This window comes from Marinovum sp. J2-8, from assembly GCF_055808435.1.
On the sequence record NZ_JBVVRZ010000001.1, the window covers coordinates 738,808 to 761,262 of the forward strand.

The 22,455-nt window shown below is 60.6% G+C and carries 18 protein-coding genes, 1 other RNA gene and 2 pseudogenes; 10 read left to right on the top strand and 11 right to left on the bottom strand.

Annotated features, from left to right (window positions below; translation table 11 throughout):
- Positions 1-7: 7 nt before the first annotated feature.
- Complete coding sequence (gene ald, locus AC0L4F_RS03690; protein WP_244685501.1) at positions 8-1,129, bottom strand: alanine dehydrogenase; 1,122 nt, start codon at positions 1,127-1,129, stop codon at positions 8-10.
- 140 nt (positions 1,130-1,269) lie between these two features.
- Here ald and AC0L4F_RS03695 point away from each other — a divergent pair, with 140 nt between their 5' ends.
- The 3 genes from AC0L4F_RS03695 (at position 1,270) to ppk2 (ending at position 3,940) form a co-directional block, all read left to right on the top strand.
- Positions 1,270-1,728 carry an Lrp/AsnC family transcriptional regulator gene (locus AC0L4F_RS03695; RefSeq protein ID WP_244685504.1) on the top strand — a complete coding sequence of 153 codons (459 nt, stop codon included), beginning with the start codon at positions 1,270-1,272 and terminating at the stop codon, positions 1,726-1,728.
- 83 nt (positions 1,729-1,811) lie between these two features.
- On the top strand, positions 1,812-2,831 hold the full coding sequence (locus AC0L4F_RS03700; RefSeq protein ID WP_244685506.1) for a Hint domain-containing protein: 1,020 nt from the start codon (positions 1,812-1,814) through the stop codon (positions 2,829-2,831).
- A gap of 194 nt (positions 2,832-3,025) precedes the next feature.
- Positions 3,026-3,940, top strand: coding sequence for a polyphosphate kinase 2 (ppk2, locus tag AC0L4F_RS03705; RefSeq protein WP_244685508.1), 915 nt, complete (start codon positions 3,026-3,028; stop codon positions 3,938-3,940).
- A gap of 107 nt (positions 3,941-4,047) precedes the next feature.
- Here the strand turns inward: ppk2 and tuf are convergent.
- Positions 4,048-5,222: pseudogene (gene tuf / locus AC0L4F_RS03710) on the bottom strand (elongation factor Tu).
- A gap of 88 nt (positions 5,223-5,310) precedes the next feature.
- Positions 5,311-5,916, bottom strand: a complete 606-nt coding sequence (locus AC0L4F_RS03715) for a hypothetical protein (RefSeq protein ID WP_244685510.1) — start codon at positions 5,914-5,916, stop codon at positions 5,311-5,313.
- Between the two features lie 114 nt (positions 5,917-6,030).
- Between AC0L4F_RS03715 and AC0L4F_RS03720 the strand changes: the two genes are divergently transcribed.
- A complete protein-coding gene (locus AC0L4F_RS03720) occupies positions 6,031-7,440 on the top strand; it encodes a cytochrome P450 (RefSeq protein WP_244685512.1) in 1,410 nt (469 codons plus the stop codon).
- A 17-nt stretch (positions 7,441-7,457) separates the two neighbouring features.
- On the opposite strand, the gene AC0L4F_RS03725 is transcribed toward AC0L4F_RS03720, so the two are convergent.
- From AC0L4F_RS03725 to AC0L4F_RS03735, 3 genes are all read right to left on the bottom strand, one after another.
- Positions 7,458-8,582, bottom strand: coding sequence for a M48 family metallopeptidase (locus tag AC0L4F_RS03725; RefSeq protein ID WP_244685514.1), 1,125 nt, complete (start codon positions 8,580-8,582; stop codon positions 7,458-7,460).
- Entirely contained in the window at positions 8,579-9,913 is a 1,335-nt protein-coding gene (locus AC0L4F_RS03730) for a YjgN family protein (protein WP_244685516.1), read from the bottom strand. The genes AC0L4F_RS03725 and AC0L4F_RS03730 overlap by 4 nt, the downstream gene beginning before the upstream one ends.
- Positions 9,914-10,060: 147 nt before the next feature.
- Positions 10,061-12,373 carry a DNA topoisomerase IV subunit A gene (locus AC0L4F_RS03735; RefSeq protein ID WP_244685518.1) on the bottom strand — a complete coding sequence of 771 codons (2,313 nt, stop codon included), beginning with the start codon at positions 12,371-12,373 and terminating at the stop codon, positions 10,061-10,063.
- Positions 12,374-12,577: 204 nt separating this feature from the next.
- Here AC0L4F_RS03735 and AC0L4F_RS03740 point away from each other — a divergent pair, with 204 nt between their 5' ends.
- From AC0L4F_RS03740 to AC0L4F_RS03755, 4 genes are all read left to right on the top strand, one after another.
- A complete protein-coding gene (locus AC0L4F_RS03740) occupies positions 12,578-13,186 on the top strand; it encodes an SH3 domain-containing protein (RefSeq protein ID WP_244685520.1) in 609 nt (202 codons plus the stop codon).
- A 63-nt stretch (positions 13,187-13,249) separates the two neighbouring features.
- On the top strand, positions 13,250-14,077 hold the full coding sequence (locus AC0L4F_RS03745; RefSeq protein ID WP_244685522.1) for an SDR family NAD(P)-dependent oxidoreductase: 828 nt from the start codon (positions 13,250-13,252) through the stop codon (positions 14,075-14,077).
- Positions 14,078-14,173: 96 nt separating this feature from the next.
- On the top strand, positions 14,174-14,371 hold the full coding sequence (locus AC0L4F_RS03750) for a twin transmembrane helix small protein (RefSeq protein WP_244685525.1): 198 nt from the start codon (positions 14,174-14,176) through the stop codon (positions 14,369-14,371).
- Positions 14,372-14,382: 11 nt separating this feature from the next.
- A complete protein-coding gene (locus tag AC0L4F_RS03755; RefSeq protein ID WP_244685527.1) occupies positions 14,383-14,961 on the top strand; it encodes a cob(I)yrinic acid a,c-diamide adenosyltransferase in 579 nt (192 codons plus the stop codon).
- Positions 14,962-15,064: 103 nt separating this feature from the next.
- Here the strand turns inward: AC0L4F_RS03755 and AC0L4F_RS03760 are convergent, their stop codons facing one another.
- From AC0L4F_RS03760 to nudC, 3 genes are all read right to left on the bottom strand, one after another.
- Positions 15,065-15,865 carry a DUF4198 domain-containing protein gene (locus AC0L4F_RS03760; RefSeq protein ID WP_244685529.1) on the bottom strand — a complete coding sequence of 267 codons (801 nt, stop codon included), beginning with the start codon at positions 15,863-15,865 and terminating at the stop codon, positions 15,065-15,067.
- A gap of 71 nt (positions 15,866-15,936) precedes the next feature.
- Positions 15,937-16,404, bottom strand: a complete 468-nt coding sequence (locus AC0L4F_RS03765; RefSeq protein WP_244685531.1) for an SRPBCC family protein — start codon at positions 16,402-16,404, stop codon at positions 15,937-15,939.
- Positions 16,405-16,472: 68 nt separating this feature from the next.
- Positions 16,473-17,435, bottom strand: coding sequence for an NAD(+) diphosphatase (nudC, locus tag AC0L4F_RS03770; protein ID WP_244685533.1), 963 nt, complete (start codon positions 17,433-17,435; stop codon positions 16,473-16,475).
- 82 nt (positions 17,436-17,517) lie between these two features.
- Here nudC and ffs point away from each other — a divergent pair.
- An RNA gene (gene ffs, locus AC0L4F_RS03775) (signal recognition particle sRNA small type) lies at positions 17,518-17,614 on the top strand.
- A gap of 155 nt (positions 17,615-17,769) precedes the next feature.
- Here ffs and ypfJ read toward each other — a convergent pair.
- Positions 17,770-18,618: a KPN_02809 family neutral zinc metallopeptidase gene (gene ypfJ / locus AC0L4F_RS03780; RefSeq protein WP_244685535.1), complete on the bottom strand. Its 849-nt coding sequence runs from the start codon at positions 18,616-18,618 to the stop codon at positions 17,770-17,772.
- 94 nt (positions 18,619-18,712) lie between these two features.
- Positions 18,713-20,227 (bottom strand): ankyrin repeat domain-containing protein, encoded by a 1,515-nt coding sequence (locus tag AC0L4F_RS03785; protein WP_244685538.1) that lies wholly within the window; start codon positions 20,225-20,227, stop codon positions 18,713-18,715.
- A 336-nt stretch (positions 20,228-20,563) separates the two neighbouring features.
- Between AC0L4F_RS03785 and AC0L4F_RS03790 the strand changes: the two are divergent.
- A pseudogene (locus tag AC0L4F_RS03790) lies at positions 20,564-22,343 on the top strand (DNA polymerase III subunit gamma/tau).
- The last annotated feature ends 112 nt before the right edge of the window (positions 22,344-22,455 follow it).

A 22,455-nucleotide genomic window follows, 5' to 3' on the forward strand; every position in this document is an offset into this window, starting at 1 on the left:
CCGGACTTTATGCCGTTTTAAGGATCACCTGCGGCGCCGTCACATCAACCCCCAATGCACGACCCACAGCGTAATAGGTCAGCTTGCCCGCGTGGACATTCAAACCATTCAGCAAATGCGGATCATCGGCGCAGGCCTGCCGCCAGCCCTTGTCCGCCAGCGCCAGCATATAGGGCATTGTCGCATTGCCGAGCGCAATGGTCGAGGTGCGCGCCACCGCCCCCGGCATGTTGGCGACGCAATAATGCATGATGCCGTCGACGTCATAAATCGGGTCGGCATGGGTCGTCGCCTTGGAGGTTTCAAAACATCCCCCCTGGTCGATCGCCACATCCACCAAAACCGCGCCCGGCTTCATATCGCCCAATTGCGCCCGGCTGATCAATTTGGGGGCTGCCGCGCCGGGGACCAGGACCGCGCCAATCACCATGTCGGCGTCGCGGATTTGGTCCAGCGTGTTGCCGGCACTTGCGTACATGGTCTTGAACTGTTGACCGAACACGTCATCGAGATAGCGCATCCGCGGCAAGGACCGATCCAGCACGGTGACATCCGCGCCCATGCCGGCCGCGACACGGGCCGCATGGGTGCCGACAACGCCGCCACCGATGACAACCACGCGCGCCGGGCCAACACCGGGCACGCCGCCCATCAACACACCCCGACCGCCATTGGCCTTTTGCAGGGTCCAGGCCCCGACCTGGGGCGCCAGCTTGCCGGCAACTTCTGACATCGGCGCCAAAAGCGGCAGGCCGCCGCGTTCGTCGGTCACGGTTTCATAGGCAATCGCGGTACAGCCCGAAGCCAGCAAATCGTGGGTTTGATCGGGGTCGGGAGCAAGATGCAGATAGGTGAAAAGCAGCTGACCTTCGCGCAGCATCTTGCGTTCGACGGCTTGTGGTTCCTTCACCTTGACGATCATGTCGGCAGTGGCAAAAACCTCTTCTGCGCTGTCCACGATCACCGCGCCAACCGCCGCATAGGCGACATCGTCAAAACCGGCGCCAACCCCGGCGCCGCTTTGCACGATCACGTCATGACCATGGGCAATCGCTTCTTGCGCTGCATTGGGCGTCAGGCCGACCCGGAATTCCTGGGGCTTTATTTCGCACGGGCATCCGATTTTCATCTTGCTGGTCCTTTTGGTAAATGGGTGCGCGATTGTCCGACATCAAAGCGTGCAGGTGTTTGATATTTTGCCTTGGCAGTCATGTGATCTGCGACGATACTTCGACAAAGTTGAAACTGGACCGAAGATTCTTCGCAAATATGCAGATTGACCCGACAGACCGCCGAATCCTGACCGTGCTTCAGAAACATGGGCGCATGTCCAACGCCGATCTGTCAGAGCGGATCAACCTGTCGGCATCGGCCTGTCATCGCCGGGTGCAGCGGCTTGAAGAAGAGGGCATCATCAAAAGCTACGTCGCGATGCTGGATGCGCGCAAGATTGGCCTGACCTCGACCGTGTTTGTGGAAATCACCCTGTCCGGGCAATCGGATGAGGTGCTGGAGGCCTTTGAAACCGCGGTTGCGCGTATTCCCAATGTGCTGGAATGCCATTTGATGGCGGGGACGGCGGATTACATCATGAAGCTGGTGGTCGAAGACACCGATGATTTTGCCCGCATTCACCGCCAATACCTGACCCGTTTGCCGGGGGTGACGCGGATGCAGTCGAGCTTTGCCCTGCGCACGGTGTTCAAGACCACGGCACTTCCGGTTTGATTAAAATTCCGGCGAAATAGCCGGGCAATTTAACGGCTCATTTGCATCTTTCCTCCATGTGTCAGGGACACCGAGGGAATGCCATGCCACTTTCATTTACCGCAACCAACAGCGAATTTTCCACCGCCACAGGCAGCAATATTGGCCGCTATGGGACTTCGTCGGCGTTTGATGGACCTCCGTCGGAAACCTCGAATTTGCAAGTCACGGCAAATTCCGGCGATTCCGATCCCCGCCTGTTTGAAATCGGCGACAGTTACGATGTTCAGTTTGACGGGCCGGGCGGGCCAGTGACCATCGAAGATGCCGTCGTTGTGCGCAGTGACAATGCGCCGGGCGAGGCCGGGATCGTGGTGCTGAGCGGTCAGGATCAAAACGGTGTTCCGGTCGAGGTGCTTTGGACCCCAAGCTATAACCTGCAAGGGTGGTATGATGCCGCCAGCGGCACGACGAGCCGGGTTGGGTTCTTCAACACGGACCGGCAGGCAACATATGACCACGAGATTGTCTGTTTCGCGGCAGAGACTGCGATCGTGGTCAAGGGCGGGCCGATTGCCGCGGAAAAGATCGCGCCGGGGCAATTGGTGCGCACCCTGGACGCGGGGTTGCAACCGGTGAAATGGGTTGGCCACAAGAAATTGCCGGGAATTGATGCCGCCGCGCCGGTGGTCTTCGCGCCCGGAACCATCGGCAATGATGCCACTCTGCGGCTAAGCCAACAGCATCGGGTGATGATCCGCTCGGCGCGGGCCGAATTGCTGTTTGACACGCCAGAGGTTCTGGTGCCGGCCAAGGCGCTGGTCAACGGCCATTCAATCCGCATCAGGCCCTGTGACGAGATCACCTATATTCATCTGCTGCTGGAAGATCACCATATCTTGCGGGCGGAAGGCGCGCTTTGCGAAAGCCTGCTTCTTGGCGATCAATCCCGTGATATCCTGCAAATGCCAAGGCCGGTTGGCCACGCGGAAATGCGCCCCGCGCGTCGGATATTGCGCCCGTATGAGGCGTGTGGCTTCCTGCCTGCGGCAGCCGTTTCATCGCCAAATGCCCTATTTAGGGGCACAGCCGCTCTCGCCGAGCGGGAACTTGCCTCTGTTTGAGGCCCCTGTCCTCAATTCCCGGTTTTTCCTTCGACAAGGGACAGGTAGTCTGGCCGCGAACCCGGATTCGGGGCGACAGACCGCCACCGGCGCAATCCCCCCTTGCGATAGATGGCGCCGATGGCATACCCGACTGACATCAAAGCGTTAAACGGGACTGTTATGCCAGCCCCAGCAAAGACTTGGAGCGACATATGACACAGGATGATGACCGCGAGCTGGATTGGCTGGAAGCCGAACTTCAGGATAACCTGGATGAAGATTTCGAGATCGAGTTCTCTGAACCGATGCTCAGCCAGGAAATCCGCAAGATCTATAACCGCGAACATCCCGATATGCTGGACCGGCGGGTTTATTTCACCAATCTGCTGCGGCTTCAGGCCGAATTGATCAAGGTGCAGGATTGGGTGCAACATACCGGTGCCAAGGTCTGTATCCTGATGGAAGGCCGCGACAGTGCGGGCAAGGGCGGGGTGATCAAACGGATTACCCAGCGTTTGAACCCGCGCATCGCCCGCGTCGTGGCGCTGCCCGCGCCAAGCCGCCGGGAGCAATCGCAATGGTATTTCCAACGCTATGTGCCGCATCTGCCGGCCGGTGGTGAAATCGTCTTCTTTGACCGGTCATGGTACAACCGTGCCGGCGTGGAACGGGTCATGGGCTTTGCCAATGATCAACAGGTTGAAAACTTTTTCCAGGACGTTCCCGAATTTGAACGCATGCTGATCCGCTCTGGGGTGATCCTGTTGAAATACTGGTTCTCGATCACCGATCAGGAACAGCAATTGCGATTCCTGATGCGAATTCATGATCCGATGAAGCAATGGAAATTGTCGCCGATGGATTTGGAAAGCCGCATCCGCTGGGAGCAATACACCAAGGCCAAGGAAGAGATGTTTGCCCGCACGAATATCCCCGAAGCGCCGTGGTATATCGTTGAAGGCAATGACAAGAAGCGTGAGCGGCTGAATTGCATCGAACATATCCTGACCAAGATCCCGTATGAGGATCTGCCGTCGGAAAAGGTCACCCTGCCGGACCGGGTCTATAACCCGAATTACGAACGTCAGGTGCTGCCCGATGAATTGTATGTGCCGAAGGTGTATTGAACCCGCACAACCGAGAATCATGTCGCGTTGAACGAAAAAGGGCCGGTCAAATGACCGGCCCTTTGTGTGTCATGAGGTCCCGGGTCAGGCCCGGGACCAGATCACGATCACTCGATGATTTTGGACACAACGCCGGAACCCACGGTGCGGCCGCCTTCGCGGATGGCGAAGCGCAGGCTTTCTTCCATGGCGATCGGCGCGATCAGTTCGACTTCGAACTTCAGGTTGTCGCCGGGCATGACCATTTCTGTGCCTTCCGGCAGGTTCACGGTTCCGGTCACATCGGTGGTGCGGAAGTAGAACTGCGGACGGTAGTTGGCAAAGAACGGCGTGTGACGGCCACCTTCGTCCTTGGTCAGAATATAGGCTTCTGCCTCGAACTTGGTGTGCGGCTTGACCGAACCCGGCTTACACAGAACCTGACCACGCTCAACGCCTTCACGGTCGATACCGCGCAGCAGGGCGCCGATGTTGTCGCCCGCTTCACCGCGATCCAGCAGCTTGCGGAACATTTCCACACCGGTACAGGTGGTTTTCTTGGTGTCGCGGATGCCGATGATTTCCAGTTCGTCGCCAACGTTGACAACGCCACGTTCCACACGACCGGTCACAACAGTACCCCGACCCGAGATCGAGAACACGTCTTCGATCGGCATCAGGAACGGCTGGTCCACAGCGCGTGCAGGCTGGGGATGTATTCGTCAACAGCGGCCATCAGCTCGGCGATTTTCTCTTCACCGATGTTGGCGTCGCGACCTTCCAGAGCGGCCAGAGCCGAACCGGCGATGATCGGAATGTCGTCGCCCGGGTAGCCGTATTCGCTCAGAAGTTCACGAACTTCCATTTCCACCAGTTCCAGCAGTTCCTCGTCGTCGACCTGGTCAACTTTGTTGAGGAAAACCACCATCGAGGGGATGCCAACCTGGCGGCCCAGCAGAATGTGCTCACGCGTTTGCGGCATCGGGCCGTCAGCGGCGTTCACCACCAGGATCGCGCCGTCCATCTGCGCCGCACCGGTGATCATGTTTTTCACATAGTCAGCGTGGCCGGGGCAGTCGACGTGCGCATAGTGGCGCGCTTCGGTTTCATATTCCACGTGCGCGGTGGAAATGGTGATCCCGCGGGCTTTCTCTTCCGGCGCGCCGTCGATTTCGTCATAGGCTTTGAAGTCACCAAATTGCTTGGTGATCGCCGCGGTCAGCGTTGTCTTGCCGTGGTCAACATGGCCAATCGTGCCGATGTTGCAATGCGGTTTGGAACGCTCAAACTTTTCCTTTGCCATGGTACTCAGGCGCCTCGTGGTTGGGGGACCGGAATTGGCCCGTTTCTATCGCGCGCGAGATATTGGCTTTGGCAGGGAAAATCAAGCGTCAGTTGGCGGTTGGGGGCGCCTTCTTTTTCTTTGGGTCGGTCTTGGCCTTGACGACACGGGCGTCCGGGGTGAACCAATCGTGCCGGGTTTTCTGCACGGCCAGCCATGTTTCAAGCTGTTTGGCCCCTTTGATCGCCAGATTTTCCAATTGTTCCTCGGCCGTTTGGGTCAGCCCCGATCCGGCCACGGTTTCAGCCGAGACGGCCTCCAGCACGGTGATTTCATGCGGTTCTTCGTTCAATTTGATGCCTTTGACATCGTCCCAGACCGTCACGCGGAAAATAAGCACGGATTTTGGTTGCAGCACCAGCGGCACACCGACCTGGGCCAGCACATATCCTTCGACCGAGATTCCGAAATGATAGAGTTTTTCGCCTTCGTCTTCGTAGCGGCGAAAGCGGTCTTCGACCGCCTTGTCCACGGCGGCGATCCATTGTTCCTCGGTGGCGTCACGTGACAGCGGACCTTTGGTCAGGTTTGGCGCAATCACGATCGAATGGCCCAGTTTGAAGTCCCCCAGCGGCTCTGGCGCCTGATCAAGATCACGTCCGTCGGAACAGGCAACAAGTGTTAGGAAAGCAACTAGGGCAAGCAGGGCGCGCATCAGGCAATGGTCCTTCTCAAGGTCGTGCGTCCCCCTGACTAGCCCATGCGGCTGTGCGGCGCAATTGCACGGGGCCATCATCGCCCTATATGCTGAGTCAAAAGGAGCCTGCCCATGCCTGCCAGTGTTCTGACATCCGCTGCCTCTGATGTGCCCGTACAAGAGCCAGTACAAGTGCCTGCGCAAGTGCCGGTGCATGTGCCGTTGGGCACCCGGCCACTTGGGCTTTTGGCCAGTCTTTCGGCGGCGCGGCGCAATCTTCTGTCCATTATTCCCCAAATCGCCACGACCCAGCCGATGGTGTCGGGGCGCACCGGCGTCCGCTGGCATATGGTCATGGACCCGGGCGCGATTCGCCGGATTTTGCTGGAGCGGCTGGAGGATTATCCAAAGTCGCTGGTCACCAAGAACCTGTTGCGCCCCGCCATTGGCGAGTCGATGTTCATCGCCGAGGGCGCGCATTGGCGGTGGCAGCGGCAGGCAGCCGCGCCGGTGTTTTCGCATCGCAACGTGATGAACCTTGCGCCGATCATGTCAGCGGCTGCGGTGCGGGCCTGTGAGCGGATTGCCAACGGTGGGGCGGGGGCGGTGAACCTGCATGATGAAATGGTCACAACCACCTTTGATGTGATTTCCGATGTGACCTTTTCCGGCGACAGCGTGTTTGACCGCCAGGGCGTGCACAGCGCCATCGACAATTATATTGCCGCTGCGGGCAAGGTGTCGCTGTTTGATATGTTGGGTTTTCCCGATTGGGTGCCGCGCCCGGGGCGGTTGGTGTCGGGCAAGGCGCTGCGCCAGATGAAGCAGGTGGCCGACACGGCCATCGACGCCCGCGCGGGGCGGGCACAGGATGGCGTGCCGGATCTGCTTGATCTGTTGATGGCGGGCGAAGACCCGGAAACCAAACGCAAGATGAGCGTGGCAGAGCTGCGCGACAATCTGTTGACCTTTATCGTGGCCGGGCATGAAACCACGGCGTTGGCGCTGTCCTGGTCGCTTTATCTTTGTGCCTTTGATCCCGATGTCCAGGATCGCGCCCGCGCCGAGGTGCAATCGGTGGTGCAGGATAGCGTTGCGACGGGCGCGGATGTGGCGAACCTGCCCTATGTTCGTCAGATCGTGGACGAAGCGATGCGGCTTTACCCGCCTGCGGGGATCATCTCGCGCACGGCGCAGGTCGCAGATACGCTCTGTGGGCGCGAAATCCGGCCCGGTGATACGGTGATGGTGCCGATCTATGCGCTGCATCGCAACGGGCTGCTGTGGGACGACCCCGATGCATTCCGCCCCGAACGGTTCGCGGATCGCAAGGCGGTGCCGCGCTATGCCTATCTGCCGTTTGGCGATGGACCGCGTATCTGTATCGGTGCCAGTTTTGCCATTCAGGAGGCGGTGATCATCCTTGCAACCCTGCTGTCGCGATTCCGGTTTCATCCCGTGCCGGGGCGGGCGCCAGAACCGGTGATGATCATCACCCTGCGCCCCGAGGGTGGGGTCTGGTTGACGGCAGAGCAGCTTTGAAGCAGCAGCAGGCCGCGCTATTGGCAAATGTTGCGCAGCGCCTGCCATTCGTCGTCGTTTAGAACCGGCACGGCCTCAAATCCCGCTGGCAAATCGACATTTGCGGCCAATATCCGGTCCGACAGGGCCGGGTGGCTGGCGAAATGGGCGAAAAAGCCGTCACGCTCGCCATATTTGGCGCGCAACAGGTCAAAGAAACGTCCCAATGCGGCGGGGTCTATCCCGGTCTCCAGCAACAGGGCGCGGGCGAAATCATCGGCTCCGGCCTCGGCCTCGCGCGAATAAGTGGCCTGAATCAATTGTTCGGTCAGGAACAGCACCATCGCCCCGCCGGCGAAATCACCGAACAACAGCCCCAGAACCCCGATCGACCCCGCAGAACGCAGCGCATGGCGGGTCGGGTCGCGGCTGATCACATGGCCGATTTCATGGGCAAAGACCGCTGCGACCTCCTCTGGGGTTTCGGCGGCCTCGATCATGCCGCGAAAGAACACGATATAGCCACCGGGCAGGGCAAAGGCGTTGACCATCGGGTGATCCAGCACATGCACCGACACCTGCTGACCCTCGGGCAGACCCGGGGCCAGATGCGCCTGCATCCTGGCCAGTGCCGCGACGCCGTCCGGGTCTTCGCAAAACGCCACAGGTTGCCCCATGCCGGTGTCATCCAAAGCAGAGCGGATCTGGTTCAGGGTTGTTTCGCCCAACGCGCGCTCACCTTCCGGCGGGATATAGACCGCCAATTGGTCCGCCATCGTCGGCACAAGCACGGTGATGATCAACGCAACCGAGGCCACCGCCGCCACCGCCCAGGCCACCAGCCGCCCCCGGCGCGTGACCGGCGCGGGTCGGCGGACATCGGGCAATCGTTCGAGCAACAGATCGTCGTTCAGGATCAGCCGCGCCACCGGATCGTCGCGCAGACGCAGAATGCTCAGATCCTTGCCGCCCAGATCCGGCAGCAGCCGCAAATCGTCCAGCGGCCAGTGCAGGGGGGCAAAGCCGATGCGCGCGATCACCAGCGCCCGCGCAGCTTCATCCACGGACAATTGCGCCAGATCGCCAACGGCGGTGTCACCGTCGAAATACAGGCCGGTCGCTTCAAATGGTTCTGGCGCGGCGCCCACCCGGATCACGGTCATATCGACGCCCCCACATCCAATGCCTCGGCAAAGCCTTCGGCCTCTTCAAATTCATCGCGGGCACGTTGCGAAATCTGCCGCAGGGCGGCGGGGTTTTGCACCGTCAATGTGGTGGCATAATGCCGCCAGACCGGCATGGTGACCCAGGCATGGGTAAAGGTCGCCCAAAGCAGGAAGATGGCGAAATAAAGCGCGATGCCAATGGCGATCAGGGCGGGTTGCGGCACCAGCGCCAACATGGTGCCCAACTCGCCGAAATCCTGCATGAATTCGGTTTGCGAAAACTGCACCAGCATGACGCCGATACCCAGCGCCCCCAATGGCAACGCCAGCACCAGCCCGGTCGCCAGATAGCCCAACACCGTGATCATCAAAATGCGGAACGGGCGGGGATTGGCGGTAAACGTGACGCCGCCAACCGTTTTGTGGTTGGCCAGAATGCGAAAAGTGACGACCCGGTAATGCACATAGCCATAGGCGGCCATCATCCAGGCCAGCACCGCAATCGGCGAGCCTGTTGCGGTTTGTCCTGCCGCAATCAATCCCGCCGCGCCCCCCGCGAGGGCCAGAGCAATGAACATCGGGATCGTCGCGTGATAAAGTTGGGTCCACCGGCCCCCTTGGGTAAAGCGCGCATTGCCGAAATAGGTCCGGTCGATGCGGTATTTCTCTAGATAAAACGTCATGCGCGGCCAGAGCAGGCCAAGGGTCAGCAGGGTGATGGCCCAATGCATCAGCGCCCGCCAGACATAGCCCCAGGCCCCCGGGGCCACGCCAAACCGCACCCCGCGCCATCGGGTGCGCGCCAGCACATAGCGCCGCCCGCGATATTGCGCATAAAACCACAAGGGGATCACCCCCGCGAAACTGACCAGATAGGCCGCATAATTCTGTTGAAACAACGAGAAGCTGGCAAACATCAGCGCAAGGTTCACGACACCGATGTAAAAGGCCAGGATCACCACCGCGATCAGGAACCCCAGCAGTTTTTCCCAAGGGTCGCCGACATATTCCAAAGGTGTGCCGCCCGGCCGCGTCGACGACCAATACCAGCGCCGCAAACGGGTTTTCATCCAGAATCGATAAAACCCAAGCGTGAGGACCGTCAGGAACCCGGTCTTGAGCGCCAGCCAGAACACGGACCGATGTTTGCCAACAAACGTGGTGTCCAGTTTTGCGGGTGGCGTCGGGCTGGCAAAGGATCCACGCGGCGGCCAGACACCCCCATTCTTGGAAGATGTGCCAATCTCCATCGACGGTGTCGGCGAAGAGACCGGTGCAGGGGCGCCGGTTTCTGGCGAGGCCCGTTCCCAGGCTGAGGTCTGAGGCATGTGGCGGGCTCCGGCGGCAGTCGTCTGGGAAAACTCTTGCCGCAAGAGGACTGTGGCCGGTGCCGGATGTCAACCAGAAGGCCGCGCAGGCCCGTGTTTCAGAGCGGCCCGGGCGAGGTGCCCGGCCCGACGCTGTATTCGCTGTTTTCAGGTGAACCGATTGTCACGCGGGAAGCCGCGCGGTGCCATCCGTCCGGTGCCGGCCCGTTTGCCCTGCCATTCGGCCAGGTTGGTTTCGGTGCGGGTGCGCCCCGCCGGGTCGAGCCATGACAAGCCATTTTCAAGCGTAAAGGTGGTGACATCCGACATGCCGCCGTCCTTGTACTTTTGCAGGCGCACGCCCTTGCCCCGGCCCATTTCCGGCAGCTCGTCCAGATCAAAGACCAGCACCTTGCGGTTTTCACCGACCACCGCGACCGCGTTGCCGGTGACCGGGCGACAGACGCTGGCACGAGAGGGTGTGCGCACGTTTAGCACCTGTTTGCCGGCGCGGGTTTGGGCAACGACCTCGGACTCTGGCACAACGAAACCGTCACCGGCGCTGGAGGCAACCAGCAGCTTTCCTTCGGGGCGGTGGATGAACAGATCGACGATCTCAGCCTCATTTGGCAAATCGACAATCAACCGCAATGGCTCGCCCATGCCGCGCCCGCCGGGCAGGTTCGCGGCGGAAACGGTGTAGAACCGGCCGTTTGTGCCAAATACCAGCAATCGGTCGGTGGTTTCGGCATGAAAGATGAATCGCGGCCCGTCGCCGTCCTTGAACTTCAACTCGCGTTTCAGGTCGATGTGGCCGGTCATCGCGCGAATCCATCCCATCTGGGAACAGACAACGGTGATTGGTTCGCGGTCGATCATCGCTTCGATCGGCACATCTTCGACGACACCCGCCTCGGCAAAAGTGGTGCGGCGCTTGCCGAATTCGTATTCCTTGCCAAATGTCTTGCGGGCTTCGCGCAATTGCTCGGCGATCCGCGCCCATTGCAGGTCTTCGCTGTCCAAAAGGTCAACCAACCCAGCGCGTTCTTCCATAAGCGCGTTGCGCTCGTTCACCAGCGCCATTTCCTCAAGCCGGCGCAAGGCGCGCAGCCGCATGTTCAGCACCGCTTCGGCCTGAACCTCGGTCAGGCCCAGATCGGGATCATCGGCCGGGGCAGGCGAGACATAGTCGCTTTCATCCGTGGCACGCACGAAATCGCGACCCCAATCTTCGCGCATCAGCGCCGCCTTGGGATCGTCATCATAGCGGATAATGTCGATCACCCGGTCGAGGTTCAGGAAGGCAACAATCAGCCCTTCCAATACCTCCAGCCGGTGGTCGATCTTTTCCATCCGGTGTTTGGAGCGGCGGTGCAGCACCTCGCGCCGGAAGTCGAGAAAGGCGCGCAGCACCTCTTTCATCGAACAGACCTTGGGCGTGACGCCGTCGATCAGCACGTTCATGTTCAGGCTGAACCGCACCTCCAGATCAGAGCTGCGGAACATCATGCCCATCAAGACATCCGGGTCGACATTTTTCGACCGGGGTTCTAGCACCACGCGAATGTCATCGGCGCTTTCATCACGAATATCGGCGAGGATCGGCACCTTCTTGGTTTGGATCAGCTCGGCGATCTTTTCGATCAGCTTGGATTTCTGCACCTGATAGGGGATCTCGGTGACGACGATCTGCCATTGACCACGGCCCAGATCCTCGACCTCGTATCGGCTGCGCAGGCGGAAAGACCCGCGCCCGGTGCGATAGGCCTCTGCGATATTCTCGGCGGGTTCGACAATCACGCCGCCGGTCGGGAAATCCGGGCCGGGCACGTAATTGAGCAGTGTTTCGTCGCGGGCATCCGGGGTTTTGATCAGATGCAGGCAGGCGTCGATCAACTCGGGGATGTTGTGCGGCGGAATATTGGTCGCCATGCCCACGGCAATCCCGCTGGAACCATTGGCCAGAAGATGCGGGAATTCGGCCGGCATCACCACCGGTTCGGTCAGGCGGCCATCATAATTGTCGCGGAAATCGACGGCGTTTTCGTCAAGACCGTTCAACATCGCCTCGGCGACAAAGGTCATCCGCGCCTCGGTGTATCGGCTGGCGGCGGGGTTATCGCCGTCGATATTGCCGAAATTGCCCTGACCATCCACCAGCGGATAGCGGACGTTGAAATCCTGGGCCAGCCGCGCCATCGCGTCATAGATTGCCGCGTCGCCGTGGGGGTGGAAATCGCCCATGGTGTCGCCGGAAATCTTGGCAGATTTCAGAAATTTGCCGTTCGAGGCCAGCCGCAGCCGGTGCATGGCATAAAGAATCCGGCGGTGCACCGGTTTCAGCCCGTCACGTGCGTCCGGAAGCGCCCGATGCATGATCGTCGAAAGCGCATAGGTCAAATACCGCTCGCCCAGTGCCCGACGTAGCGGTTCTGCAAGCTCGGATGGGCCGATGTTGTTGTTGTCTTTAGCGTCGCTCATGCATGTGGTGTAACCGGCACGTCAGGACTCGGCAAGCGCAGGATGAAAGTCACGCAACGTTTCGGGGAATGTCATGTCGGTTTTCCCTTAGCCTGAGCGCGCGAATCGTTTACTGGTCAACTATCGGCGTGGGTGCCGGGCGGAATTTGGCGGAATAGCGGGTTTCAGCCATTGTTTACGAGTGTTGGTTCGAGGAATGTGGGTATGAAAGTTTATGTTTGGTTGACGTTTGCGGCCTTGGGGCTTGGCTATTACGAATTGTCCGGCGGAGAGTCATTCACCCCGGGGGACAACGGTGTTTCTGTGTTTGCCAAGGTCACACCGGCACCGACCGAATTCCTGCCCGACACCCAGCGCGTGACACGTCTTTCCCTGGTGGAAGACGCGGGATTGGCACCCAACAGTGACGACACCCCGGCAAGTCAGGAACAGGTCGCGCTGGAGGCGGCCGTTCTGACCGCGCTGCGCAGTGAGGAAAACGCGATTGCGGTGCCGGCAGCGGAAATGCGGGTGTCCATGGTATTGCCGGTTGTCGAGTTGGAAAATGCCGATCTGGTAAACGCTGTGGCCGATGCGCAAGACGCCGCACCCCAAGAGGCACCGGATGTTGAGCTTGATATGCGATTGGTCAACGGCAGCCGCGTGAACCTGCGCCAGGGCCCCGGTCAAAATCATGCGGTATTGGACAAGCTGTCAAAAGGGACAAAGGTGCAAATCCTTTCTGATCCCGGTCAGGGGTGGGTGCAGCTACAGGTCGTGCCGCAGGGCGTTGTGGGATGGACCGCAGATTACCTGCTCGACAAGAACGGCTGACCCCTTGCACCCCGGCCCGTCGCGGGCCACATTCCCGGCAAAAGCGTGCAAGGGAAGTCAGTTATGCGTAAATCCATTTTGATCACCGGGTGTTCTTCGGGCATCGGCCGTGCCAGCGCGCTGGCAATGCAGAAACGGGGCTGGCGGGTGTTTGCCTCTTGTCGCCAAGAGGCCGATTGCGCGGAAATGCGCAGCGAAGGCTTTGAAAGCCCGCGCATTGATTATGCAGATCCCGACAGCATCCGCAGCGGTTTGGCAGAGGTTCTGGCGGCGACCGGTGGCACCCTGGACGCGCTGTACAACAATGGCGCCTTTGCCATCCCCGGCGCGGTCGAAGATCTGCCGCGTGAGGCATTGGTCGACATCTTCCAAACCAATGTCTTTGGCGTGCATGACCTGACCTGTCAGGTGCTGCCGGTGATGCGGGCGCAGGGGCATGGCAGCATTGTCAATTGCTCTTCGGTGCTTGGCCTGGTCGCCGCCCCCTGGCGCGGGGCGTATAACGCCAGCAAATTCGCGCTTGAGGGGCTGACAGACACGCTGCGGCTGGAAATGCGGGACACCGATATCAATATCATCCTGCTCGAACCCGGCCCGGTCACATCCATGCTGCGCAAGAAATCGATTCCGCATTTTGAGCGTTGGATTGATTGCGAAAACTCGCCCCGTGCGGCGCAATATGACAACCAGTTGAAAAAGCGGCTGTACGAGGACCGTGGCCCCGACCGGTTCGAATTGCCGCCCTCGGCCGTGGCCGAGAAACTGTGGCGCGCGCTGGAAGATCCGGCGCCAAGCGCGCGGTATGCGGTGACAACGCCGACCTATATGGCCAAAGCCATGCGGCGCATCCTGCCGACAGCTGTTCAGGATTGGATCCTGTCCAAAGGCTAGTCTGTTCCCGGCGCGGCGGCGGGTGAGGCGATCTGTACCATCGCTTTTCGCCGTGCCGGAACTATGTGAAAAGGTGGAACCCAGATCGGAGGCACCATGGCCCAGGACCCGCTTTTCATTGTCATCGCAATTGCATTGGCCTGTGTTGTCGGCATCTTGATGTTCGGCATCGGCAGTTTTGCCAAGGGCGGTGACTTCAACAAGAAATACGCCAACAAAGCGATGCGGTGGCGGATCATGGCGCAATTCGCGGCGGTGGTCCTGATCCTGTTGTTTGTCTGGTTGCGCGGCTGAGGGCAGAGATCATGGTTGTTCTGAACAAAATTTACACACGCACCGGTGACAAGGGTGATACCGCGCTGGGCAATGGCAGCCGGGTGGCAAAACATGCGCTGCGGGTCAATGCCTATGGCACGTCGGATAAGTTGAATTCGACCGTGGGCATGGCGCGGTTGCACACCACCGATGCCCCGGAAATGGACAATGCATTGGCGCGGATTCAGAACGACCTGTTCGATCTGGGCGCGGATCTGTGCAATCCCGACCTGGAAAAAGATGCCACCGCCGAATATCCGCCGCTGCGGATGGTGGCGGAAATGACCACCCGGCTGGAAGAAGAAATCGACGAGATGAACGCCCGTCTGACGCCCCTGCGCAGTTTCATTCTGCCGGGGGGATCACCGTTGGCGGCGCATCTGCATCTGTGCCGCACGGTGGCCCGGCGGGCCGAACGTTTGACCGTGGAACTTGCCGGTGCCGAGGTGATCAACCGCCATGCGGTGACCTATCTGAACCGTCTGTCGGATTGGTTTTTTGTTGCGGGTCGTATTGCCAACAATGACGGTCAGGACGATGTTCTTTGGGTGCCGGGCGCCAATCGTTAAGCACGGTCGGCCCTTTGGGTTCAGCCCCGCAGGTTAAGTACCGGGCGGCCCCCCGGGATATATCTGGTCAGATGAAAGCGCAGCTGCCAGCAGGCGAAATGCGTTAAGGCACCGAGAAGGTCAAAGAGGCCCAAAGGGATTCCCAGACCGGATCGTTTTCGTCTTTTGCGTCGAGGGCGCGAATGACCACCGCATCGACCAGATAGTCATGCCCGGATTTGACCGGAAGAAGTGCGCGGCCGGCACCGTCGGTGCGATAGCGATCTACGGTGACGCTTTTGTCGGGGGCACGCTGAAAAACTTCGACTTGGGCATTGGCGCGCGGAGCGCCATCATAGGTCACCAAGACCGGCAACCCGGCCGCAAGGTCGTCGACGTAAGGGTTGGCCAGAGCGACAATCTCGGTCAGCATACCGGTGTCCAGATCCGCCCCCGCCCCATCGCCCACCGCGATCAGGGCCTTGCCATAGCGCGAATAGCGTTCGCGAAATCCGGTTTCGGGCAGGCCGCGTTCTGTGTGGACCTCTGCCAGATTTTCCCAGTCCTTATGTGCAAGGAACGTCTGGAACTTTTCCCATTCGCGATAGGTCAGCTGGTTGTCTGTCGTGACATGGGTGACCACCGCCAGCCCGGTTTCCGTGGGGGTGAGGTTCAGCGCGGGTTTGTCGCCCGCACGCCCCGTCACCGGCAATGTCTGTCCGGCGATCTGCACCTCGAATCGGCGGAACCGGGTCGAAAGATAGGCAAAGGACGGGCCGACAAAATCCTGGCCGACACGGATATCCGCCACCATCTTGTCCCCGGCTGCGATTTGCCAATCGGCCGCATCTATCCAGAATTCATGGGCGCTTGCCCCAAGCGGGAGCAAGAAAGAGAGACTGGCAATCGCACTGCGCAACAACATGGCGGCATCCTTTGTATCCAAACGGGCCCGATGCGCGCACCCGCCAAGACAGGCCACACAGCAGTTTGGATTTAACCTAGCTTGCGCGCCCGTTCTTCCAAGGTCTTGGCGAATTGCGACAACCGAACCGAGAATTTGCGCGTCACCCGCCCTTTGGCCAATTTCAGTGATTGCACAATAAGCCGGGCGGACAGGGTCTTTGGTTGCAGCTCTGCGACGACGTTCATCCGCGTGCGAGAGGGGGACAGGGCGGTCAGTTTCACCACCACGGCAGAGTTCAATCCGCCAACAGTTCCCTCGAATTTCAAGGTTTCAGGCGGGGTGTAATCTGCCAGCAGCACATCTGCCTGCATTTCGCGTCCGCGAAACTTGAACCCGGCATTCCAGCGCATTCCAGCCTCGGGGGTGGCGTGGGACGTCACGCGGCGCACTACGATGCCGCGCCGCATCGCCTGGCGTTCCATGCCCTCTAAATCGGACAGGGCTGTAAAAACCTGATCGATTGGGGCTTCGATATCTTCGGTGCCGGTAAGATCCATGTGTTTTGCCTTGCCTCGCCTATGCTTTGCCGGTGACGGCCTGTCGATTGTTAGGCCAGAGTTTCGCGTCAATCCAACCGGTCCGCAAGCCAGTTCAGCAGAAGAAAATGTGCAATGGCGCCTTTGCGTGCCGGTTTCATCACCGGATGCTGGCCGGCAAAGACCTCGGCCATTTCTTCCCGGCTGACCCAGCAGGCATGTTCCAATTCGACCGGGTCGATGGTGATTTCGGTTGCCAGCGCTTCGCCGCGACAACCAAACATCAGTGAGGCCGGAAAGGGCCAGGGCTGTGAGGCGAGGTATTCGACAGCCCCGACCGGCACATTGGATTCTTCCATCACTTCGCGCCGCACCGCCGCCTCCAGCGTTTCACCCGGTTCGACGAAACCCGCCAAAAGCGAATACATGCCTTCGGGCCAGGCCGGGGATCGCCCCATCAGGACGGAATTTCCATGGGTGATCAACATGATAACCACCGGATCGGTGCGCGGGAAATGCTGACCTCCGCAGGCGGGGCAGGACCGTTGCCAGCCGGCTTGGGACATGTCGGATTGTGCGCCGCAGCGCGAACAGAACCGGTGGCTTTCATGCCACCCAAACACCGCCTTGGCCGTGGCGGCCAATTCGGCATCACGCGGGGTCATCATTGCCATGATGGCGCGCAGTTCTGCAAAACCTTCACCATCGTGCAGAGCCGGGTGTGTCTGGATGCTTTGATCGAGGAATTGCCCCAACTGGCCTGCGTCCAGCTGATCCGGTTCCCAATGTGACAGGTCATAGGCAAAGACCGCTGCGCCAGTGTCACGTCCGAGCAGGATGGTTTCGGGCGATGCCTCGGTCAGAATCGGGTGATCCAGCCGCAGCCGGATCAACTGGCTGTCACCGTTGACCAGCACCTTGCCACGCCAAAGCAGGATCGCACGGGCGTTGGCATCCTGCCGTGCGGCGGTCAAAGCGGTCTGATCCCCGCGGATTTCCGCCATCCGGTCCAGCGCCGATCCGCCAAAGGTCACTGTTTCTGCAAGTTTCATCTGGCTGCTCCCGGTTTTTCATCGGGATGGCACGGGCAGGGGCCTCTTGCAAGATGCGCGCAGTTTGATTACATCCTCAATTGAGAGGTTGGCGCGGGCAGGCACCTCGCCAACCCGGTCAGGTCCGGAAGGAAGCAGCCGTAACGAGCCCCGCTTGGGTCGTTGTCCAGCCTCTCACCCGCTTTCTTTCGCCCGGCGAAAGATCGAAACCCCTGTCAGATGAATGCGGTGCACTTCCCCTATTGGTGGCAAACCGCAGATTTTCGGATATCACGGATCTTGTGACAGGACGGTCGGCGGTTCTGTGACGGCTCTGTCACCGCCGCCCCGTGTTCTACAATCGTCGTGCGGAAAACGTATCGCAATCCGCCATTTGCCCACTGTTATACCCGCGCGCGAACCAACTGGATCGCTGCGCTGACGTGCCATGGGTGAAGGTATGCGGCTGCGGCACCCGCCCGGCGCGTTTCTGCAAATGGTCGTCGCCAATGCGGCGCGCGGCGTTCAGCGCCTCTTCCAGATCGCCGGGCTCCAGCATCTCTTCGACCGCGCGGGCCCAAACCCCGGACAGGCAATCGGCCTGCAATTCCAACCGCACGGTCAGGGCGTTGGCCTCGGTCTGGCTGGCGCGTTGCCGGGCATTGTTGACCTGGCTCAGAATGCCCAATTCGTTTTGCACATGATGTGCGACCTCATGCGCGATGACATAGGCCGCGGCGAAATCGCCCTTGGCGCCCAGCTGCTGGGACAATGTGGCGAAAAAGGCCGTGTCGAGATATGCCTTGTTGTCAGCCGGGCAATAAAACGGCCCCGTGGCGCCGCTGGCCCCGCCACAGGGCGATTGGGTCGTGTCGGCAAACAGAACCAAAACCGGTGGCCTGTAGTCGCGCCCGATCTGGGCCGGGAATTCGCGGGCCCAGACATCTTCGGTGGTCGCCAGAACGCGGGCGGAAAATTCTGCGGCCCGCTCTTCCTGTGCGGTAAGTTCCCTTGGGGCGCTGTTGGCCGGATTGCCGCCCGTCGCCTGTTGCAACAATGGGGACACATCAATTCCGGCGAAATATCCAACCGCCAACACAATCAACAGCCCAACACCCCCCAGACCACTGGCCTTGGCTCCGCCGCCCCGTTTGCGACGGCGGTCTTCGATATTGCGGCTGCGGCGGGTCCCTCTGAGGCGCATGAAACTCTCCTTCTTGTCGGGATCAGATTGCGCTTGGGCCTCCCCCCGACGCAAGGGGGAATGCCGCCGCGCCGTTATCCTGACGCAGATCCGATCAGGCGACTTGATCGGGGTGTGACCCGGCCCAATCGGCCATGATTTCCACCAGATCGGCCCGCCCGGAAAAGCCCATCTCGTTGCGGGTCAACAGTGCCCCGGCGGCCAAGGCCATTGTCAAACAGGCCCCATGGTCGCGATGATCGCGCTCCGGGCAATTTTCCGCCCCATGCAGGATCGTCGACACCAACGTGCCGCCATATTTGTTGATATGGCGCAGGTCGGGGCCCAGGCTCAGCAAATAGGTCATCATCTCCGGCAGACCTTCCCAGCCGGAGATCTGCACCGGGGTCAGGCCCTCCCGGTCCGGCTTGTCCGGGTCGATCCCAAGGTCAACCAACGCCTGCACATGCTCCATCCGACCGGGCAGATGCAGGATTTCGCGGATCAGATTGTCAAAAGGTCTTGGGATCTCTACCCCCCGCAGCGCCCTTGGCACCGCCTCGTTTTCGGCGGCACGGGCCAGATGCGCCTCGATCTCGCTCAAAGTGGTGTCGGCCTCGCGTGCCGCCAACGCCGCCGCCAGCGCCGAATTGCCATAGATCCGCGCACAGGCATAGGCGCTGGCACCGTGATACCGGCCTTCCGGGTTGGCGCCGTGATCCAGCAACAGGGTGATCATCGCCGCCCCATTGTTGCGCCGCGCCGCCTGAAACAGCGCCGGAATCACCCAGGGCGCCTCGCCACCGACATCGCCACCATTATAGTCCTCGACCTTGGCGCCATGCTCCAGCAACATCCGCACAGCCGCCACATCATGGAAATCCATCGCACGATACAGCGCATTGGTGCCCCTTGGATTGGCGCCATGCTCCAACAGCATCTTCAACCCGTCGTGATGTCCTAACTCGGTGGCATGATACAGCAACTCACCATCGTCGGGATTGGCCCCGTGTTCCAGCAACCATTTGCCAAGGGCCATGTTGTTGGCATGGCCAATCGCACCGTATAAGGCCGACAATTGATGATCACTGCCGGCCAGTGCCATGCTGTCGTTCACATCCGCACCATGCGCCAGCAACATGTCGGCAATCGCCAGCATATTCCCTTGCAAATCCGGTCGCGCATGGCACCATTTGGAAAAGGCCAGATGGCACATCGGGCTCTTTGGTCCCAGCATCCTTGTCGCCGCTGCCGGGTCTGCCTGCAACGCGGCCTCGACTGCGGCCACATCGTACAATGCAATTTCCAGCCCAAGAACACCGGCCGCCAAATCCGGCGTCGCCGCCAGCAAATGTTCGACCACCCAATTCTGCCCCTGAGCCAGTGCAATCTTCAGCCGCTGCTGGCGTGCCGCACGGTCCAGCCCGATTGTATCCGCTGCCAGTTTCAGCCGCGGCCAGGATCCAAACCCGTTTTCCCGCGCCACCACATGCAAGTAATCCGCATGCGAATAAGGCGCAGGCTTTTGCGGCGGATGTTGCGCCAGACGTTGTTGCGCGCCGGGTTCTTCGGCCAGATGCGCACGGCGCAGACGTTTGGCGTCACGGCGCAGGGTTTCAAGGGAAAGCATGATCGGCTCCTCCATCAAACACGCCCATGATCCGCCAAATGGGCCAGAGAAGACCGACAAGATGTCAGGTCGTCAATTTCAGGGGATGCCGATACCGGCTTTCCGCGGATCAGGTGGCCCTCCCGTCGGGCCTTGTGGCGAAATCTACCGCAATCTGCCCCACCTTCAAACAAAGAAACGCCGCCGCTCCTTCTTCTGTTCAAAAATATCCCGGGGGTGAGGGGGCTGGCCCCCTCTCTGGCCTGTCCACCGCAAGATCCCGCGTGAAACCCCGCGTGCCGCTGGACCTTGACCGCCCAAGCGCCTAGGTTGCCGGGGACAGCGAAAGGCCCTTCCATGAGCGATCAACAACACCCCGCCTATCAGGTTCTGGCCCGGAAATACCGGCCCGAAACCTTTGCCGATCTGGTGGGGCAGGGCGCGATGGTGCGCACGTTGAAAAACGCCTTTGACACCGGCCGCATTGCCCAAGCCTTCATGATGACGGGCATCCGGGGCACCGGCAAGACCACCACCGCCCCAAATCATTGCCAAGGGCATGAATTGCATCGGGCCGGATGGTGCGGGCCAGCCGACGACAGACCCCTGTGGCGTGTGCGAACACTGCGTCGCGATTTCCGAAGGCCGTCATGTCGATGTGCTGGAAATGGATGCGGCCTCTAACACCGGTGTCGACGATATCCGCAGCACGGTCATCAACTCGGTGGCCTATGCGCCCTCGGCCGCGCGCTACAAGGTCTATATCATCGACGAAGTGCACATGTTGTCAAAGTCGGCCTTCAACGCGCTGCTGAAAACGCTCGAAGAGCCCCCCGCGCACGTCAAATTCATCTTCGCCACCACCGAGATTCGCAAAGTGCCGGTCACGGTGCTGTCGCGCTGCCAGCGGTTTGACCTGCGCCGGATCGAACCCGAAGACATGATCGCGTTGATGCGCAAGATCGCCACCTCCGAAGGCGCAGAGATTGCCGAAGACGCGCTGGCGCTGATCACCCGCGCGGCAGAAGGATCAGCGCGCGATGCAACTTCGCTGCTGGATCAGGCGATCAGCCACGGCGCCGGCGAAACCACCGCCGATCAGGTGCGCGCCATGCTTGGATTGGCCGATCGTGGCCGGGTGATGGACCTGTTCGATCTGGTGATGCGCGGCGATGCGGCGGGTGCCTTGGTTGAATTGTCGGCGCAATATGCCGATGGCGCGGATCCGATGGCGGTGCTGCGCGATCTGGCTGAGGTGACGCATTGGATTTCAGTGGTGAAAATCACCCCGGATGCCGCCGAAGACCCGACCATTTCCCCCGACGAACGCAATCGCGGCCAACAGATGGCGGGGGATCTGCCAATGCGGGCCTTGTCGCGGATGTGGCAAATGCTGCTAAAGGCGATTGAAGAGGTCGCGCTGGCCCCGAATGCCATGATGGCGGCCGAAATGGCGCTGATCCGCCTGACCCATGTGGCCGAACTTCCCAGCCCCGAAGAGCTGATCCGCAAACTGGGCGACGCCCCGGTGCCTACGCCGCCGACCGGCGGCGGTGGGGGCACCTTCTCCGGCGCGGCTTCAAACACCGATGTGCGCGGCGGCGGGGTGTCACAGACGCCGGCACCAACCCATTCCGGCCCGTCCGGGACCAGCGCCCAGAGCGGCGGCGCCGCTGTGGCACTGGCGACGGACCAGGCCTTGGCGCATTATCCCAGCTTTGAACATGTGATCGACTTGATCCGCGCCAATCGCGACGTGAAACTGCTGGTGGAAATCGAAGGCGGGTTGCGTCTCGGGGCCTATCAACCCGGGCGCATCGAATTCACCCCGACCGACAGCGCCCCTGCCGACCTTGCCGCGCGCCTCGGCACTGCCTTGCAACGCTGGACCGGCAATCGCTGGGCCATTACCCTGGTCAATGACGCCACCGCGCCCACCATCGTGGAAACCCGCGATGCCGCCCGCCTGGCACTCGAAGCGGAGGCCGCCGAACATCCATTGGTACAGGCCGCATTGGCCAGTTTCCCCAAGGCCCGGATCACCGCAATTCACACCGCAAAAGATGCCGTTGCCGAGGCCCAGGTCGAAGCCTTGCAAGAAGTCGAAGATGAATGGGATCCCTTTGAGGAAGACTGATACCTTCCGATTGACCAGCCCCGCTTTCATCTGACCAGAAATATCCCGGGGGTGAGGGCAACGCCCGAGGGGGCTGGCCCCCTTCTGCCGGTTGACATCGGTGGCGGCCTTG

What these genes read in the sequence shown, in the direction of transcription:
- AC0L4F_RS03785 (WP_244685538.1), bottom strand. Translation starts at nt 20,227, where the DNA reads ATGCTTTCCCTTGAAACCCTGCGCCGTGACGCCAAACGTCTGCGCCGT.
- AC0L4F_RS03755 (WP_244685527.1), top strand. Translation starts at nt 14,383, where the DNA reads ATGGTTGTTCTGAACAAAATTTACACACGCACCGGTGACAAGGGTGAT.
- ppk2 (WP_244685508.1), top strand. Translation starts at nt 3,026, where the DNA reads ATGACACAGGATGATGACCGCGAGCTGGATTGGCTGGAAGCCGAACTT.
- AC0L4F_RS03720 (WP_244685512.1), top strand. Translation starts at nt 6,031, where the DNA reads ATGCCTGCCAGTGTTCTGACATCCGCTGCCTCTGATGTGCCCGTACAA.
- AC0L4F_RS03750 (WP_244685525.1), top strand. Translation starts at nt 14,174, where the DNA reads ATGGCCCAGGACCCGCTTTTCATTGTCATCGCAATTGCATTGGCCTGT.
- nudC (WP_244685533.1), bottom strand. Translation starts at nt 17,435, where the DNA reads ATGAAACTTGCAGAAACAGTGACCTTTGGCGGATCGGCGCTGGACCGG.
- AC0L4F_RS03730 (WP_244685516.1), bottom strand. Translation starts at nt 9,913, where the DNA reads ATGCCTCAGACCTCAGCCTGGGAACGGGCCTCGCCAGAAACCGGCGCC.
- ald (WP_244685501.1), bottom strand. Translation starts at nt 1,129, where the DNA reads ATGAAAATCGGATGCCCGTGCGAAATAAAGCCCCAGGAATTCCGGGTC.
- ypfJ (WP_244685535.1), bottom strand. Translation starts at nt 18,618, where the DNA reads ATGCGCCTCAGAGGGACCCGCCGCAGCCGCAATATCGAAGACCGCCGT.
- AC0L4F_RS03700 (WP_244685506.1), top strand. Translation starts at nt 1,812, where the DNA reads ATGCCACTTTCATTTACCGCAACCAACAGCGAATTTTCCACCGCCACA.
- AC0L4F_RS03695 (WP_244685504.1), top strand. Translation starts at nt 1,270, where the DNA reads ATGCAGATTGACCCGACAGACCGCCGAATCCTGACCGTGCTTCAGAAA.
- AC0L4F_RS03735 (WP_244685518.1), bottom strand. Translation starts at nt 12,373, where the DNA reads ATGAGCGACGCTAAAGACAACAACAACATCGGCCCATCCGAGCTTGCA.
- AC0L4F_RS03760 (WP_244685529.1), bottom strand. Translation starts at nt 15,865, where the DNA reads ATGTTGTTGCGCAGTGCGATTGCCAGTCTCTCTTTCTTGCTCCCGCTT.
- AC0L4F_RS03765 (WP_244685531.1), bottom strand. Translation starts at nt 16,404, where the DNA reads ATGGATCTTACCGGCACCGAAGATATCGAAGCCCCAATCGATCAGGTT.
- AC0L4F_RS03725 (WP_244685514.1), bottom strand. Translation starts at nt 8,582, where the DNA reads ATGACCGTGATCCGGGTGGGCGCCGCGCCAGAACCATTTGAAGCGACC.
- AC0L4F_RS03745 (WP_244685522.1), top strand. Translation starts at nt 13,250, where the DNA reads ATGCGTAAATCCATTTTGATCACCGGGTGTTCTTCGGGCATCGGCCGT.
- AC0L4F_RS03715 (WP_244685510.1), bottom strand. Translation starts at nt 5,916, where the DNA reads ATGCGCGCCCTGCTTGCCCTAGTTGCTTTCCTAACACTTGTTGCCTGT.
- AC0L4F_RS03740 (WP_244685520.1), top strand. Translation starts at nt 12,578, where the DNA reads ATGAAAGTTTATGTTTGGTTGACGTTTGCGGCCTTGGGGCTTGGCTAT.